Here is a 16,081-nt window from a genome sequence, read left to right on the forward strand (position 1 = left end):
AGCTACCTTCCTCCTGAGGGGAGCGGTTGGGTCGGGATGTCGCGTACGGCTACGTAAGCCGCGCGGAGCTTCGTGCTGGCGGCCGCCAGCTGACGGACCTCCTGCGGGTCCAGCGGAGGCAGGGACGGGTGTGGTCGTCCGTCCTCGAACCGCAGGGGGATGCCGTAGCAGTCGTCGGCGCCGTGCGGGACGGACAGCTCGGTCGTGCCGTTCTCGATGCCCAGGGCCAGGCGCAGCGTGGACAGCACGGCGCCGGCCGGGCCGCACCGGGTGCGGCTGATGCCCGCGTTGATCCGCCCGGGGCGCCGGGCGAGTTCGTCGCGCACCTCCTGCAGCGGGACAGGGACCGGATTCCCGTTGACGGTGGTGGAGGAGGCGCACACCACGGCTGCGTCTCCGTGCTCGCCGATGACATGGCCGTCGACCCGGTCGAGCGGCACGTCCAGGAGCCGGGCGAGGGTGAGCCGGTAGTGGGCGGAGTCGAGGTTGGAGCCGATCCCGTACACCCGGCGCACGCCGGACACCTCAGCGAACAGCCGTGTCATCAGGTCCACTGGGTTGGTGACCATCAGGACTGTCCCGCGATAGCCGCGCAACCGGGCTGCCAGGGCACGGATGGACGGCGCGTTCGCCTGTGCCCCGCCCATCCGGACGTCCCGGTCACGGGCATTGGTGAACCGGGCCCGCACGGCGATCACGATGGCCGCACAGTGACGTAGGGAGTCGCCCGTCGCCGCTTCCGGCCGGATCGGGGAGCCGAGGGCGCTGCGCATGTCGGCCAGGTCGTCCGTCATCGCAGCGGCCTGCTCCCGGGTTCGGGATGTGACGACGAGCCGATCGGACAGGCCGGCGGTCACCAGCGCACCGCCCACCGCCTGCCCGACCGCTCCGGTGCCGACGACGCCCAGCGCGGCCACCACCGGCGTCATGCGGCCACCTCCTCGGCGCGCGCCAGGGCCAGCTCCCACGCGTCCTTCCGCATCACCTGGCTGGAGAGGGCCGCGCTCGCCTCGTCGACGAAGAAGCACACCGGCACGACCCGGTTGATGAGGGTCTCGCCGAGAGCGGGCAGCGGCAGCGCGGCAGGCGCGGACAGGTAGGTCGACAAGATGTTGACCGTGTCCATCAGCCACAGCGTGAGCACGTTTCGCAGCCACACCGCCCGGTCCTGGGCGGACAGGCCCTGCGCCCGCGATTCCGCGAAGGCGTTGATCCCGGCGACGATGTCGCCGGCAGCCCGCGCCCCCGGCCGATGCGCGGCCAGGAACAGGACGGTGCGGCTGATCAGCTTGGCGACGTCCACCATGGGGCTCGCCCGCAGGAGGCCAGGGTCCAGGAGTACCGGCCGCTCCTCCGGGCCGTCGGGAAACAGGACATGTTCCGGCTTCAGGTCCCCGTACACCAGCGTCGTGCCCTCCGCGTTGGGCAAGGCCATCCGCAGGCTCCGCAGGCGCGCCACACTGCGCCGCACCGTCTCGACCACACCCGCCCGCAGCTCAGCGGGGCAGCGCTCGGCCCCGAGCAGGTTCACGTAGCTGGTTCCGCACAGGCCGTTGAACTTCCGCAGGAACGTGGCCGAGATGCTGCGCTCCCCGATCACTCTTCCGGGAGCGAGCCGGCGGTGGGCCCCTCGCCCGTGGAGCATGCGCAGCTCCGCGAACGGGGCAGCCAGCAACTCCCAGGCATCACACGGCCGCTTGAGCAGCAGATCACCCAGCGACGGGCCCGCGACCGGCTCGGTGAACATCACCCCGTGCCGCAGCCCAGCGACAGCGCACACGCGAGGCCGCCCGATTCTGTCGAGGATCTGCAACTGCTCGGCCTCCCGGGCGATGAGGCTGTCCGGCCGCCGCACGTACTCCTCCTGCGCCCGGCAAATGTCGGGCCAGGGCCCGTGTGTCCCACGCAGCAGCGACACCAGGGATACCCCGAGGAACGACGTCTTCGCGTAGAGGACACGGTCCCCGACACAGACACGGTGCACGTAGCCGGTGACGCTCGGGACATGGCGCACCAGATGCACAGGCTCACCCGGCCATATCTCGGCGGCGGCCCGGTGGATCTGCCCGGCAGCGTGGACGAACAGGTCGACCACGGCAGGCCGGGGGAGTTTCTGCGCTGGTGCGGCATCGACGTTGACGGTCACGAACGCCTCCTTGAACTGGGTGGCGGTCGCCCTGGCCACCTCCGCGGTGGCCAGGGCGCCGTCCCGGCTTGCCGTCGCTGTCCTCTTGGAGAGCAGGCCGGGGCTGGTGGCCCGCCCCGGGCCGGGACCTTCGCAGTGGGTGCGGTGGCCGGGCTGGACCAGAGCAGTCGCATGCCGCGACCGGCCTGGGGCGGGTGTCTGGGCGGGCGGGTCAGGACGTCGAGCGGGCCGGCACCGCGGTGGCCGAGCCCGCGAGCAGCTCCTGCGGCGCGTACACCAGCCGGAAGGCACCGCCGATCGGGTGCTGGTCGAGAACCTCGCGGAGGTCACGATCGGCCTGCTTTTTAACCACGGTCACGGGAATCTCCTTATGGCGTTGAATCCGAAAAGGGACTTGCCGCATGCGTTCCCGCCCGCCCCGGGTAGAAGCGAACGAGGTCGATGGCCTGGTAATAGCCCCCTTCTCTCCTCGTGCTCGCGGAATGGAAAGAGCAGGGCTGAGCAGTCAATTCGAGCGCGGCGTCCTCGCACCGCCGCGTGACCGGAGGGTCACACCGGCGTTAGAAAGGGCCTTGTGTATGAAGCCGTACGACTTCCCTGTTTCCTCCGCGAGGGTACGGATCGATGCACCCTCGATATACCTTTTCAGTAACCACGCCATGGCACGGGCCTTCTGCTCAGGCTTGAGCCAGCGGCGATATTCCGGCCAATCAATCTTCTCTACCTCAGGCACAGTTTCTCTTCTTCAAGGCCGATGGCCTGGTAATGGCCCTACAGCTACGGGCCGAACAACGATGCGGGTCCGTGCCGACTGACAGGCGTCCCGCGGATTGGTTCCGCTCCCCGGCCGCGACTGTGACGTCCGAGCGGCCGGGGAGCGGCCACCCGTCTCCTGGGCCCGTGTTCCAGGGGACGGGGGGCTCATCAGCCCTGTAGGACTACGCCGATGAGGCTGCCGTCCTGGGCAATGGGGTACACGGTCATGTGCGCCCACCCGCTGCGCAGCTCGGCGATACGAGCCCTCGACAGGCCGCGGTGCGCGACGCCCTGCGGCATCGCCTCGGCGACGGTGGTGGTGATGTGCAGGACGCCATCGGGCGTGAGCCAGCGGCGGACGCGATTCATGAAGCGGGGGCTGTCCACGAACTCCATGGACAGCCTGCACACCACGATGTCGACGGGCCCCGGGTTGGGGACGAGGGGCCTGTCAGCGGTGACGTCGTAGAGGTGGAAGTCGAGCAGTTCCCCGACCTGGGGGTGCGTCTCGCGGGCGGCCGTGATGGCGGACAGGCTGAAGTCGGTCCCGGTGACGTCCATCCCCCAGTCGGCCATGTGGGCGCTCAGCCGGCCCCGGCCGCAGCCGATGTCCAGGGCGCGCATGCCGGACCGGGCCGCCGTGCAGACTCGCAGCATCTGCCGCTCTTCGGCGGTGGGCGGTTCGACGGTGTAGCCCGCGTCGTAGAGGCCGTTCCAGTACCCGGCCGTCCGCGTCTCGTGGACCGCAGGGCTCATGCGGCGCCGTCCCCGGACGAAGGGTCAGGCTGGTCGACGGGCATATCCGGCACGGCCGTGGCCGCCCGAGGCCGGCTGATGTCGTCGTGGACGGTAACGCCGAGGAGCACATAGGCGGCAACGTGACCGGCGACAAGAAGCACAGGCGGGATGACGCCTAACAGGGGCAGGGGATGTCTTGCGGACATGACTCTCACAAGGTCAGAGGTGCGGACGAGGCCTCGGCCGTGCACGAGGGGAGCGTGTACGGCCGACGCCAGCTCATGGGGTGTTCGATGCGGGCGCGCTGGACTCACTCGTGCGCGCGAGCAGTGCCTTGTACAGCAGTTCCGGGTCTGCGAGCGCCTGGCCGTCACAGTCCGGGGGAATCAGCCAGAAGAAGCCGGGCGGCGAGGTGCGGTCCAGACGCGGCACGCCGATGTAGTGGATGTACGGGCGTGTCCCTCCCATGCACTCCACGCCGGCCAGGCGCCTGTCGTACGGCCAGTGGCGGTCGGTGCCCGGCGGGACCAGGAAGTAGAGACACGGCCGGTAGGGGTCACACCAGACCGCGCCGGCCCCCACCGCCTTCACCTGGCGGCGTAGTTCCTGCGGGTCGGTGCAGCGGTCGAGGCCACGGCCAAGGGCGGCGTAGGGCGCCCGTACGACGTCCCACACCCGTCCGGCGGTCAGCAGGGCTACACCCTGCTCCGTCCACTCCATGCCCGCCGTGTGCTGCGACTGGGCGGCCTGGAGCATCCACTGCGTCGCCCGCGTCCGCCGCGCCAGGGTCTCCCCGTGCAGCACCGGCGCCAGGGTCGGGGGCTTGTCCAGGGTCACCGCGCAGCACCTGCCTCAGTCGGTGACTCCTCGGAGAGGAAAGCGTGCTGGTCGCGCAGCCACTCCATCAGCGTCGAGGAGCCGGAGGTCTGCGCGCACGTGGTGCGCGAGGTGGTCACGATGCCCCTGGCCTGACCAGTGGTGATGTACGCCCGCGCCTGAGACCAGTTCGTGCGCTGCTCCAGCGGGGTTGCGGTCGGAGTGTGGTCGAAGACCTCACCCACGACCACCCAGTCACGGGCCTCAGCGTGCCGACGCAGGCGCATGGCGATGTCGTCCTGCTCCTGCCCAGGCGGAATACAGGCATAGAGCACTACAGATGCTCGGGCGGGGAAGCCACCGGCTACGTCGGCGAGTGCGCGACGCCTGGAGGTATCACCGGGGGACCTGTTCATGACCGTAACGATGCCGCTACGGACTGTGCAGGTACAGAAAGCAGACGGACGACTATCGGAACTCGTTCAGCTCCAAGTCGTCCGCCTGGCAGCACTGTTGACGACGCAACAGCCTGAAGTCGTCCGCTACGTACCAGTCACCCGGTCACAGAGCCGTCTTCGCCGTCGCCGGGAGAAACTCCCCGGTGCCCGGGGCCACCCCGATCAGCTCCGACACCCGCCGCAGTCGGGCCGTGGATGCGCGGCCGATCTTCTGCACGATGACCCCCGGCAGGGTTTGATGCCGTGCCCAATCCGGGTTGTCGCGGAGCGTTTCCTCCAGCGTGTCCAGCGACTTGTCCCACTGCTGGGCATCGGCGTGGGCCATCGCCTTGTCCATCGCGTATCGGTTCTGCGCGGCCTGCGTCAGCGCCGAGACGTCGTGGATGGAGTCGATGAGCGTCAGGGCCTTGCCGGTCTGCCCGAGCGCAACGTTGATGCCTACGGCCTGAGTTGTGGCGGACACCGGCCCGAAGAGCGTCCCGTGCGCGCGCACTTCCCGGCCCATCCGCGCGCCAGTGGCATGCGACTGGGAGAGGAAGTCAGCAGCCCTGGCCTTGTCGCCCAGCCTGGAGGCGACCACCGCGGCGAAGTTGACGTGGCTGCCGTACGCCGCCAGCTCCTCCGGAGTGGCTTTGGAGAATCGGGGCTCGATGTCCGCTGCCGACTTCTCCGCCAGCCTCAGGGCCTCGGGGAGCCGGGCGTCCCGCAGGTACACCCATGACCGGCCGGAACCCACCAGAGCCACTCGCATGTCGTCTGCTGCCCGCTCGGCAGCATGATGTGCGTGCCCGATCGACGCGTACGCCAGGTCACGGGCGCCCATGAGGTTGGCGACATAACCGGCGAGTCGGTAGGCGTCCGACAACACACCCCACGCAGACGCCTGTTCGCCGTCCGGCCGCTCATGCAAGTGCGTAGCCGCCGCCACGAGGAACGGTGCAATGACTGCACCGGCCTCGATGTACTGGCCCTTCCAGTACAGATCCCAGCACCTGGCCGTCGTCAGCTCCAGGTCGCCCAGAGGCACCGGCTCAACGTCGCCCGGCAGGATGCCGGCGGCAGTGTCGTGCACGGCCCGCGACAGGTCGCGGATCACCATACGGTCGCCCTGCGCCAGCGCACGGCGCGGCGCCTGCTGGCCGAGAACGACGGAGGTGTCGACACCGAGGGCATCGGCGATGGCAAGTAACGTTGGCAGCGACAGGGCCTTGTCCTGCTCCGCTTTCTGGATGGTGACGATGGACAGGCCCGTCATCTCGGCGAGGTCGGCCTGCCGGATTTCCCGACCGCGAAGGACCTTGATCCGCTCACCAGTGGTGTAGTCGCTCCATTGGGGCATACTGGCTCCATTCCTAGCGTCCACTGGGAACGGTACCCCCGTTGGGGGGCCGGAGAGCGCGAAAGCCCCTTACGCACAGATGACGCCGTAAGGGGCCTTCGCATGTCGGCCGCGGCAGCACCTCGCTCCGATGCTGGACCAGCTCCGCGCCCGCCAGGCTCCCCTGGTCGTGCGCGAAGTGCTTGAGAAGGCTATCTAGGGCTCAAGTGGCGTGACGGACTCTGCGATCCACTGGAGGCAGCGCTCCGCGCCCGCGGTGATGGGCGTAGCGATCACCTCCGGGTTGTCCCACGGGTGCTGGTCCAGAAGGAACTTCTCCAGCTCGGAATAGCGGTCGCTGGTGGTGGTGAGCAGAAGCCGCCACTCCTCGCTCACCCCGAACTCGCCGAGATGCCAGAACGCCGATCCCACCGGCCCCACGATCTGGGCTCCCGCAGCAAGGCGGCCCGCCACAGCCCCTTTCGCGAGTTCGGCGGCCTGTTCACGGGCGGGCGTAGCGGTCGACACCTGCACATAGTCAGTCATGGCGCGAGCGTACGAGACGAGCCTCAGCCAGGGGATGCGACTGGTCCCTGTTCGCCATTGATCGCTCCTTCGTGGCCGCGCCGCGCTGCCCGGGGTACCCCGAACGCACCGCGTCCATCCCCCGCCCAGGAAAGCACCGCCCCCTTTCACCCGCACGCGCGGCGCGGGATCAGCCGAGGGAGAACTTGTACGTCTTGCTGTCGGTGAGCACGCAGATGCCCGGCGACACCACGATCACGCGCAGGATGCCGCTGCGCCGGTCGTAGTCGATGCCCTCCACCTCGAAGGACCCGGAGCACGCGCTGCGCAGCGGCAGTTGGCGCAGCGCCGTGACATGCCCGGTCACGTCCCCGGAGCCGCTGGGCGCGGCCGACAGGTCGATCCGGAGCAGCGGCTTGGTCATCCCGAAGAGGCTGCCGTCGGAGTCGTCGGAGGAGCACAGCAGGGTCGTGGGGCCGGAGAAGTCGCAGCCCTGCACGTCGTTCACGGCGTGGTCCAGGTGCACGGCGGCGGCCTGCGGGAGGTTCGCCGAGGGGGACGTGCCGCTGTTCTCGCCGGGCGTCGGGAAGACCAGCAGCCGGTTCATCGTGCCCCATTCGCCCGACAGCATCCACTGCCCGTCCGGCGTGATCGCGACCCAGGAGTTGTTCATGGCCTCGCCGGGGCTCAGCGTGTGCACGTACTCCGACCAGGAACCGTCGGGCGCCTGGACGCGGTACATCTTCGCGTTGCCGGAGTCCTCCTGATAGGGCTCGACGTAGTAGCCCTCGTACGACGCGTCGGGGTCGCCGACGTGGTTCCAGCCGCGGATCGAGTCGCTGATCGGGATCGTGCCGATGCCGGTGTAGCGGTTGGGGCTGCCCGCCGGGACCTCGATCGAGGCCAGCCCCTGGCTCTCGGTCAGCGGGTCGGCGCGGTCGGAGCCGATCTCGGTCCAGGTGCCGGCCGCGGAGGCGGACGTCGGCACGGCGAGGGACAGCGCTGCGGCGAGGGTGACGAGTGAGGCGAGGACTCCGGTGCGGCGTAACCGTGCGGACGCGAGCATGACAACTCCTCGAACGGGCGGTGGGCACTCGAACGGCGCACAGTCTGGCGCGACACGATCGTCATGTACAGGCCAATGCGGCAACATGAACGTGAACTCTCACGGCCGCTACGAACGCGTCGGACCGGCCGCGGAAGCGGTCCCGCGCCCCGGCGGGCGCCCGGTTCGGCGGACGCCCCCGGCCGGGTTGAGAGATGGTGGAGGTTGACGGCGACGGCGTCGGAGAGTCGGATGTGAGCGCGACAGGACCTGGGGAACCGGCACGCGGGGACGGCGTGCCGCACGGACGGGCGGAGGCGGTGCGTGCCATGGGTGCAGCCGGGGCTCCGGCGACGGAGGGCGGCGAGCCGGCCCGCGGGCCCGTGCCGCCGGGTGGCCTGCTCGACGTGCTCGGCGTGGCCTCGGTGGTGCTGGACGCCGAGGGGCGGATCGTGCTGTGGAGCCCCCAGGCCGAGGAGCTGTTCGGCTACACCGCGGCGGAGGCGCTCGGCCAGTACGCCGCCCGGCTGATGGTGCACGAGCGGCACATGCAGCTGGTCGGCAAGCTCTTCTCCGACGTCATGATCACCGGGCACAGCTGGGCCGGCGCCTTCCCGGTCCGGCACAAGGACGGCAGCACCCGTCTGGTGGAGTTCCGCAACATGCGGCTGCTGGACGCCCGCGGCCGGGTGTACGCCCTCGGTCTGGCCGCCGACCAGCCGACCGTACGACGCCTCGAACAGGACGTGGCGCTGTCCGAGCGGATGGTCATGCAGTCCCCGGCGGGGCTCGCCGTGCTGGACACCGAGCTGCGGTTCGTGTCGGTCAACCCCGCCCTGGAGCGGATCAACGGGCGTCCGGCCGCCGAGCACATCGGGCGCCGGATGGCGGAGGTGGTGCCGGAGCTGGACACCGCCCGGCTGGAGGCCGGTGCCCGCCGGGTGCTGGAGACGGGCACGCCGCTCATCGACGACACCATCGTCGGCCGTACGCCCGCCGACCCGGACACGGACCACTACTGGGCGGTGTCGATGTACCGGCTGGACGACGCCACGGGCCATGTGCTGGGGGTGGCGTGCCAGGTGGCCGACATCACCGAGCAGCACCGGGCCTCCGTCGAGGCCGAGGCGGCACGGCGTCGGCTCGCGGTGATCGCCGACGCCTCGACCCGGATCGGGACGACGCTCGAACTGGAGCGCACGGCCCGGGAGTTGGCCGAGGTCGCGGTCCCGGAGCTGGCCGACGTGGCCGCCGTCGACCTGCTGGACGCGGTGGTGGAGGGCCGACCCAGCTCCCTCGGTCCCGCGGAGGCCGCGGTGTTCCGGGCTCTCGCCCTGCGCCCGGAGGACGACTCGGACGCCGTACGGGCCGCCGACCCGCCCGGCCTGATCGCCTGGTACCCGCCCGACCGCCTGGTCACCGAGTGTGTGCGCACGGGTGAGGCGGTGCTGGTGCCGCGGGTGAAGGGCGAGGACCTGCCGCGCATCGCCCGCTCCCCCGAGGCGGCCGTGCTGCTGGAGCGGGCGGGGCTGCACTCGTATCTCGCGGTGCCGCTCATCGCGCGCGGCGAGGTGCTGGGCGCGCTCGACCTCAAACGCACCCGCAACGCGCGGCCGTTCGACACCGACGACGTCCTGCTCGCCCGGGAGCTGGCGGCGCGCGCGGCGGTGCAGATCGACAACGCCCGCTGGTACCAGGACGCCCGCAACACCGCGCTCACCCTCCAGCGCAGCCTGCTGCCGAGCAGTCCGCCGGTGACGACCGGACTCGAAGTGGCCTCGCGCTATCAGCCGGCCGGTGCCACCAGCGAGGTCGGCGGCGACTGGTTCGACGTGATCCCGCTGGAGGGCGGGCGGACCGCGCTGGTGGTCGGGGACGTCATGGGCAGCGGGATCGGGGCGGCCGCGACGATGGGCCGGCTGCGCACGGTGACGGCCACGCTGGCCGCGCTCGGCCTGGACCCGGCGGCGCTGCTGGAGCACCTGGACAAGACCACCTCGGCCCTGGACCACTCCATCGCGACCTGCGTGTACGTCCTCTACGACCCGAGGCTGCGGCAGTGCCGCATCGCCAACGCCGGCCATCTGCCCCCGGCCCGCGTCCGCCCCGGCCGGCCCCCGGAACTCCTCGACCTCCCCACCGGCGTGCCGCTCGGCGTCGGCGGCGTCTCGTTCTCGACCGTCACCGTCGACTTCGCCCCCGGTGACGAACTGGTCCTCTACACCGACGGCCTGGTCGAGACCCGCCACCACTCCCTGGACGAACGCCTGGACATCATGCTGTCCCTGCTGACCGATCCCACCCTCCCCCTCCAGGAGACCTGCGATCTCCTCCTGCGCACGCTCCGCCACCCGGACAACCACGACGACGTGGCGCTGCTCATCGCGCGCGCCAAGGAGTGCTGACCGGGCGGAGGCGCTGACCGTCCGTCAGGGCGGCTTCGTCGTCCCGGCGTCGCGCCGGCGCGCAGGGGCGTCCGGATCGGTGCCGCGCGGCGCGCGCAGTCGTACGCGTCCCCCCTCGGTCACGCGGCGGCCCCGGGGAAGGTGATCACGACGACCGGTCCCGCACCCCGATCACGACATGCGCCGACCACTCCTCCGACACCGCCACGCGCGCGGTCAGCCCCGCCTCGGTGAACGCGGCGACCGCGGCCGGGGCCTGGTGGGCGCCGGTCTCGGAGAGGAGACGGCCGCCGGGGGCGAGCCAGGCGGGGGCTTCGGCGGCGACGCGGCGCAGGACGGCGAGGCCGTCGGGGCCGCCGTCGAGCGCGGTGGGGGGCTCGTGGTCGCGGGCCTCGGCGGGGAGCAGGGGGAGGTCGGAGGTGGGGACGTAGGGCACGTTGGCCGTCAGGAGATCGACACGGCCGCGCAGGTCGGCCGGCAGCGCGGCGCAGAGGTCGCCCTGATGGGCGTGGCCGCCATAGGGGGCGAGGTTGCGGCGGGCGCAGTGGACGGCGGCCGGGTCGATGTCGGCGGCGTGCACCTCCGCCTCGTCCAGCGCGGCGGCGAGGGCCGCGCCGAGCGCGCCGGAGCCGCAGCACAGGTCCACGACGACGGACGCGTCGGGGACCTCGGCCAGCGCCCGGTCCACCAGGAACTCGGTGCGGCGCCGGGGGACGAACACCCCGGGCTCGACGGCGATGCGCAGGCCGTGGAACTCGGCCCAGCCGAGGACGTGTTCGAGCGGCAGCCCGGCCGCGCGCCGGTCCACCATCGAGGACAGTTCGGCGGCGTCACGGGCGGTGGCGAGTATCAACGCGGCCTCGTCCTCGGCGAACACGCACCCGGCGGCACGCAACGCGGAGACAACGGCCGCGGGGGAAAGGGAAGAACGCAAGGGCATGAAGGACGGATGCCTTTCGGGAGCGCGGAACCACAGGGCGCTCCCGCGGTCACCGCTGCCGGTGCACCGCGCCGTCACGAGGAGAGAGCACCCCGGCTGACACAGCGGATATGGGTCTCACCTCCTCGCACTCGGGGCCGCGGACCTCCGCGACCGGACGGTCACCATACCCCAACGGGCCCGGCCGGGTTCGGCCCCCTGACGGCGCGAGTTGTACTCTGCAACCGGAATGCGGACCACCGGAACGCCGCAGGAGGGAGGCCCCATGAGCAGCGCCGAGTCGGCCGTCGAGACGATCCAGCGCGAGATGACGGTCTTCGCCCGCCGGGCCCGCGCCTCGGCCGGCCGGATCCACCCCGAGCTGTCCCTGGTGTCGTACACCCTGCTCGGCCATCTGGAGGAGAGCGGCGGCTGCCGGGCCACCGATCTCGCGGCGCACTACGCCCTGGACAAGTCCACGGTGAGCCGCCAGGTCGCCGCGCTGGAGCGCGCGGGCCTGATCGGGCGCCGCCCGGACCCGGAGGACCACCGGGTCCAGGTGCTCCGGCTGACCGAGGCGGGAGAGGAGATCCTCGCCCGGGTCACCCGCCGCCGCCGGGCCGCCTTCCGGGAGCGGCTCGCCCAGTGGCCGGAGGAGGACCTGGTGCGCTTCGCCGCCTATCTGGAGCGCTACAATGCGGGGGCCGCCGGCGTCGGACCCGGCTGAGCACGCCGTCCGGTCCCGTCCTCGGTCCGTACGGCGATCACCCCACCGGCACCGCCTCGCGCTCGTCCGCCAGCCGCTCCGGCACCCGCGCCGTCAGGAACGAGGTGGTCCGGCGCAGCCTGAAGCCCAGGGACTCGTAGAGCCGGATGGCGTTGGTGTTCCTGGCGCTGGTGTGCAGGAACGGGGTCTCGCCGCGCTCCCGGATGCCGTGCGCGACGGCGAGGATCAGCCGGCCGGCCAGGCCCTGGCCGCGGAACGCGGGGTCGGTGCAGACCGCGCTGATCTCGGTCCAGCCCGGCGGGCGCAGCCGCTCCCCCGCCATGGCGACCAGGGCGCCCCCGCGGCGGATGCCGAGGTAGGTGCCCAGCTCGACGGTGCGCGGCAGGAACGGGCCCGGCCGGGTGCGCCCCACCAGGTCCAGCATCTCGGGCACGTCGGCCGGGCCGAGGCGGACCGCCTCCGCGTCCGGCGCCGCGGCCAGGCCGTCGTCCACGAGCTGGACGCCGCCCATGTGGAAGGTGATCTCCCAGTCCTCGGGGACCTCCCCGCAGTAGCCGTTCAGCGGGACCTCCACGCCGGGGCCCGCGAGCGCGGCGAGGTCGGCCCAGTCGCGCGCCTCCGGCTCGTCGGGCAGCGCCAGCCACGGCGAGACGTCGAGCGGGTAGCGCAGCACCCGGCCGTGCCGCTCGGCGAAGCGGGCGTGCGGGCCGGCGAGGGAGGCGAGGGCGGGGTTGTCGAGGACGTGCTGGACGTCCGTGTGGGGCCGGGGGCCGATCACGCTCACACGGCCACCTCGATCACCGTGCCGGAGCCGTACGCCTCGCGCATCCTCATGCCTCGCCTCTCTCGCTCATCTCGCACCGTTCCCCGGCGCGCCATGGCCGGTACTGAGCGCCAAGGAACGGCCCGCGGCCGGTATTCCCGCCCGGTGGCAGTGTTCATACGCCCGCAACGATCGGGTCCGTGACCGGGCACCGGGCCGGTGACCAGGCACGGAGCACCCACCGCGACAGCGTACGGTTGAAGCATGAACGTCACGCGAGGCTTCACGGGCCGCGCGCGCGAGCACAACCCGGGACTGCCGCCCGGACAGTACGACGCGCGCGAGGACTGGCCCGTCCTGTCCGCCGAGGTCACTCTCGACCTCGCACCCGCCGACTGGACCTTCCGCATCGACGGCCTGGTCGAGCGGCCGCACACGTGGGACTGGGCGGCGGCGCACGCGCTGCCCGCGTCGGCGTACGAGGGCGACATCCACTGTGTCACCGGGTGGTCGAAGTTCGGGGTGCGGTTCGGCGGGGTCTCGCTCGACGCCTTCCTCGACGTCGTACGGCCCGGCGCCGCCGCCACCCACGCGGTCGCCCGCTCCCACACCGGCTACCGGGCGAACCTGCCGCTCGCCGACCTCACCGGCGGCCGGGCCTGGATCGTCTGGGAGTACGACGGCAAGCCGCTGCCGGCCGAGCACGGCGGCCCGGCGCGCCTGGTGGTGCCCCACCTGTACTTCTGGAAGAGCGCCAAGTGGATCGCGGGCATCACGCTCCTCGACCACGACGAGCCGGGCTTCTGGGAGGCCAACGGCTACCACCCGCGCGGCAACCCCTGGCAGGAGCAGCGGTACTCCGGTGACTGAGACGACGACCATGCCCGGCGGCGCGCCCCGGTTCGCGGTGCCCGGCCGGATCGCCGTGAGCGAGCAGGCCGAGTCGGTGTGGCAGACGGCCACGCTGACGGAGATCCGCCCCGAGACCCCGCACGCGGCCACGTTCCGCCTCGCGGTGCCCCGGTGGGCGGGGCACCTGCCCGGCCAGCACCTGATGCTGCGGCTGACCGCCGAGGACGGCTACGCGGCGCAGCGCCACTACTCGATCGCCTCCGCGCCCGACGACTCCGGGCACATCGAGCTGACGCTGGACCGGGTACCGGACGGCGAGGTCTCCGGCTGGTTCCACACCGTGGCCCGGCCCGGCGACACGATCGAGGTGCGCGGTCCGCTCAGCGGCTTCTTCGCCTGGCCCGGCGACCGGCCCGCGCTGCTGCTCGGCGCCGGCTCCGGGGTCGTACCGCTGATGTCGATGATCCGGCACCACCGGGCGCGCGGCCTCGACGTGCCGCTGCGGATGCTGGTGTCCGCGCGCGACCCCGAGGCGTTGATCTACTCCGCCGAACTGGGCGCCGAGACGACTCCCGTGTTCACGCGCGGCGCGCCCGCCGGGGTGCCGGTGGGACGGATGACGGCCGCGCATCTGGCGCCGCTGATGGCCGAGCGGCCGCCCGGCGGGTGGGAGGCGTACGTGTGCGGCTCCAACGGGTTCGCCGAGCACGTCTCCCGGCTGCTGGTCCGGGCCGGCCAGCCGGTGGACCGTATCCGCATCGAACGCTTCGGCTAGGCCACCGACTTCGGCACCTTTTTGGGGCACATGGCTCGAACGTGCCCCAAGTGGGCCGAAACTCGCGGCTCGCCGGGTGGGCCGGGTGCGCCGTACGGGGTACGAGACGGGTGTGGACGCTCGTGCGCGCACACCGGGCGGGTGACGGCGCGGGCGGCCGGTCGGCTTCGGCGAGGAGGCGGACATGCGGACCCGGGTGCGTGGCTGGCGCTGGCGGCGCAATCCGCTGCGGCGCCGCTGTGACGTCGTCGAGGCGTGGACGGTGCTGGTCGTCGCCGTACTGCTGTCCGTGGTGGCGCCCCTGGTCGGGGTGGCCGCGGGCCTGCACGCGCAGGACCGGGCCGCGGCCGTCGCGGCGGCGCAGCGGGCCACGCGCCACGAGGTGCGGGCCACGGTGTCCGACGGGCCGCCGTCCGCCTTCCGGAGCGCGCGCGGGCACCCCTATCGCGCCGAGGTCCGCTGGACCGAGCCCGGCAGGGGGACCAGGACCACCTGGGCGCGGGTACCGGCCGGAACCAGGGCCGGTGCGACGGTCTCCGTGTGGGTCGACTCGCGGGGCCGTGCCGTCGCCGCGCCGCCGGCCGGATCGGCGGTCGTCCGGCACGCGGTGACCGTCGGGGTGTGCGCGGCGGCCTGCGCCGGGGGCGTGGTGTTCCTCGGCCATACCGTCGCCCGCGGGATCGCGCTGCGCCGCCGGCTCGCCGAGTGGGAACGGGAGTGGGCCCGCACCGGACCGCGGTGGACCCAGCCGAGGGCGTGAACAACCGCGTCCCGGACCATGGTCCGCCGGGGCATGGCCTCGTACGGTGGCTCCCTCACCCTTCTCCCCCGGCAAAGGCGGTGGCCGATGGCCCTGTTCGACCTGCCCCTGTCCGAACTCCGCGGCTACCGCGGCGAGTCCACCGAACCCGAGGACTTCGACGCCTTCTGGGACCGCACCCTGGACGAGGCGCGCGCCCACGCGCTGGACGTCCGTTTCGAGCCGGTGGAGACCGGTCTGACCACGGTCGAGGTGTACGACGTGACGTTCGCCGGGTTCGGCGGGCACCCCGTCAAGGGCTGGCTGCGGCTGCCGGCCGGCGCCACCGGACCCCTGCCGCTGGTCGTGGAGTTCGTCGGGTACGGCGGCGGGCGCGGGCTGCCGCACGAGAACCTGCTGTGGGCGTCGACGGGCCGGGCGCACTTCGTGATGGACACCCGGGGGCAGGGCAGCGTCTGGGGCGGCGGGGGCGGCACCGCCGACCCGGTGGGCTCCGGGCCCGCCTACCCAGGCTTCCTCACCCGGGGCATCGACGCGCCCGAGAACCACTACTACCGCCGGGTGTTCACGGATGCCGTGCGCGCGGTCGAGGCGGCCCGCGCCCATCCGCTGACCGACGCGGCGCGCACGGTGGCGCTCGGCCACAGCCAGGGCGGCGGCATCACCCTCGCCGTCGGCGCCCTGGTTCCCGACCTGGTCGCGGTGGCGCCGGACGTGCCGTTCCTGTGCGACTTCCCGCGCGCGGTCACCCTCACGGACCGCCACCCCTACCGCGAGGTCGGCCTGTTCCTGAGGACCCACCGGGGCCGAACCGGCCAGGCGCTGCACACCCTCTCCTACTTCGACGGCGTGCACTTCGCGGCCCGCGGCAGGATGCCGGCCCTGTTCTCGACGGCCCTGGAGGACGAGACCTGCCCGCCGTCGACCGTGTTCGCGGCGTTCAACTCCTGGGCGCACGAGGACAAGGCGATCGAGGTGTACGAGTTCAACGACCACGAGGGCGGCGGCCCCTTCCACGAGGCGGCGAAGCTGCGCTGGCTGCGGTCGTACGCCTGAGATCACCTCTTCCTCCGGGCCC

Annotated in this window: 18 protein-coding genes; 6 read left to right on the forward strand and 12 right to left on the reverse strand. The window is 72.2% G+C overall.

Annotated elements, in window-relative coordinates; translation table 11 throughout:
- Nucleotides 1–2: 2 nt before the first annotated feature.
- From ACWDD7_RS11230 to ACWDD7_RS11275, 10 genes are all read right to left on the reverse strand, one after another.
- On the reverse strand, nt 3–929 hold the full coding sequence (locus tag ACWDD7_RS11230; RefSeq protein ID WP_450457157.1) for a lactate/malate family dehydrogenase: 927 nt from the start codon (nt 927–929) through the stop codon (nt 3–5).
- Complete coding sequence (locus ACWDD7_RS11235) at nt 926–2,146, reverse strand: phosphotransferase (protein ID WP_450457158.1); 1,221 nt, start codon at nt 2,144–2,146, stop codon at nt 926–928. The genes ACWDD7_RS11230 and ACWDD7_RS11235 overlap by 4 nt, the downstream gene beginning before the upstream one ends.
- 211 nt (nt 2,147–2,357) lie before the next feature.
- Complete coding sequence (locus ACWDD7_RS11240; protein WP_351878573.1) at nt 2,358–2,504, reverse strand: hypothetical protein; 147 nt, start codon at nt 2,502–2,504, stop codon at nt 2,358–2,360.
- A gap of 147 nt (nt 2,505–2,651) precedes the next feature.
- Nucleotides 2,652–2,861: a helix-turn-helix domain-containing protein gene (locus tag ACWDD7_RS11245; RefSeq protein ID WP_450457258.1), complete on the reverse strand. Its 210-nt coding sequence runs from the start codon at nt 2,859–2,861 to the stop codon at nt 2,652–2,654.
- Between the two features lie 209 nt (nt 2,862–3,070).
- Complete coding sequence (locus ACWDD7_RS11250; RefSeq protein ID WP_450457159.1) at nt 3,071–3,658, reverse strand: class I SAM-dependent methyltransferase; 588 nt, start codon at nt 3,656–3,658, stop codon at nt 3,071–3,073.
- 261 nt (nt 3,659–3,919) lie between these two features.
- Nucleotides 3,920–4,477 carry a hypothetical protein gene (locus tag ACWDD7_RS11255; protein ID WP_392212908.1) on the reverse strand — a complete coding sequence of 186 codons (558 nt, stop codon included), beginning with the start codon at nt 4,475–4,477 and terminating at the stop codon, nt 3,920–3,922.
- Complete coding sequence (locus ACWDD7_RS11260) at nt 4,474–4,743, reverse strand: hypothetical protein (protein WP_450457160.1); 270 nt, start codon at nt 4,741–4,743, stop codon at nt 4,474–4,476. Before ACWDD7_RS11260 ends, ACWDD7_RS11255 begins: the two co-directional genes overlap by 4 nt.
- Nucleotides 4,744–5,017: 274 nt before the next feature.
- Nucleotides 5,018–6,253 (reverse strand): helix-turn-helix domain-containing protein, encoded by a 1,236-nt coding sequence (locus ACWDD7_RS11265; RefSeq protein WP_392212905.1) that lies wholly within the window; start codon nt 6,251–6,253, stop codon nt 5,018–5,020.
- A 195-nt stretch (nt 6,254–6,448) separates the two neighbouring features.
- Nucleotides 6,449–6,778, reverse strand: coding sequence for a divalent-cation tolerance protein CutA (gene cutA / locus ACWDD7_RS11270; protein WP_450457161.1), 330 nt, complete (start codon nt 6,776–6,778; stop codon nt 6,449–6,451).
- Between the two features lie 169 nt (nt 6,779–6,947).
- Nucleotides 6,948–7,823: a hypothetical protein gene (locus tag ACWDD7_RS11275; protein ID WP_450457162.1), complete on the reverse strand. Its 876-nt coding sequence runs from the start codon at nt 7,821–7,823 to the stop codon at nt 6,948–6,950.
- A 308-nt stretch (nt 7,824–8,131) separates the two neighbouring features.
- Between ACWDD7_RS11275 and ACWDD7_RS11280 the strand changes: the two genes are divergently transcribed.
- A complete protein-coding gene (locus ACWDD7_RS11280) occupies nt 8,132–10,207 on the forward strand; it encodes a SpoIIE family protein phosphatase (protein ID WP_450457163.1) in 2,076 nt (691 codons plus the stop codon).
- Nucleotides 10,208–10,352: 145 nt separating this feature from the next.
- Here ACWDD7_RS11280 and ACWDD7_RS11285 read toward each other — a convergent pair whose 3' ends face one another.
- Complete coding sequence (locus tag ACWDD7_RS11285; RefSeq protein WP_392212900.1) at nt 10,353–11,147, reverse strand: putative protein N(5)-glutamine methyltransferase; 795 nt, start codon at nt 11,145–11,147, stop codon at nt 10,353–10,355.
- A gap of 265 nt (nt 11,148–11,412) precedes the next feature.
- On the opposite strand from ACWDD7_RS11285, the gene ACWDD7_RS11290 reads away from it, so the two are divergent.
- Nucleotides 11,413–11,853: a MarR family winged helix-turn-helix transcriptional regulator gene (locus ACWDD7_RS11290; RefSeq protein WP_450457164.1), complete on the forward strand. Its 441-nt coding sequence runs from the start codon at nt 11,413–11,415 to the stop codon at nt 11,851–11,853.
- Nucleotides 11,854–11,890: 37 nt separating this feature from the next.
- Here the strand turns inward: ACWDD7_RS11290 and ACWDD7_RS11295 are convergent, their stop codons facing one another.
- On the reverse strand, nt 11,891–12,637 hold the full coding sequence (locus ACWDD7_RS11295; RefSeq protein WP_450457165.1) for a GNAT family N-acetyltransferase: 747 nt from the start codon (nt 12,635–12,637) through the stop codon (nt 11,891–11,893).
- Nucleotides 12,638–12,880: 243 nt separating this feature from the next.
- Here ACWDD7_RS11295 and ACWDD7_RS11300 point away from each other — a divergent pair, with 243 nt between their 5' ends.
- The 4 genes from ACWDD7_RS11300 to ACWDD7_RS11315 all read left to right on the forward strand — a co-directional run bounded on the left by ACWDD7_RS11300 (nt 12,881) and on the right by ACWDD7_RS11315 (nt 16,059).
- The gene (locus tag ACWDD7_RS11300) at nt 12,881–13,486 is read left to right on the forward strand and encodes a sulfite oxidase-like oxidoreductase (protein WP_450457166.1); all 606 of its coding nucleotides are present in this window, start codon (nt 12,881–12,883) and stop codon (nt 13,484–13,486) included.
- A complete protein-coding gene (locus ACWDD7_RS11305; RefSeq protein WP_450457167.1) occupies nt 13,479–14,243 on the forward strand; it encodes a ferredoxin reductase in 765 nt (254 codons plus the stop codon). The genes ACWDD7_RS11300 and ACWDD7_RS11305 overlap by 8 nt, the downstream gene beginning before the upstream one ends.
- Before the next feature lie 184 nt (nt 14,244–14,427).
- Nucleotides 14,428–15,003 carry an Rv1733c family protein gene (locus ACWDD7_RS11310; RefSeq protein ID WP_450457168.1) on the forward strand — a complete coding sequence of 192 codons (576 nt, stop codon included), beginning with the start codon at nt 14,428–14,430 and terminating at the stop codon, nt 15,001–15,003.
- Nucleotides 15,004–15,090: 87 nt separating this feature from the next.
- On the forward strand, nt 15,091–16,059 hold the full coding sequence (locus ACWDD7_RS11315) for an acetylxylan esterase (protein WP_450457169.1): 969 nt from the start codon (nt 15,091–15,093) through the stop codon (nt 16,057–16,059).
- The last annotated feature ends 22 nt before the right edge of the window (nt 16,060–16,081 follow it).

The organism is Streptomyces sp. NPDC001056, from assembly GCF_053598955.1.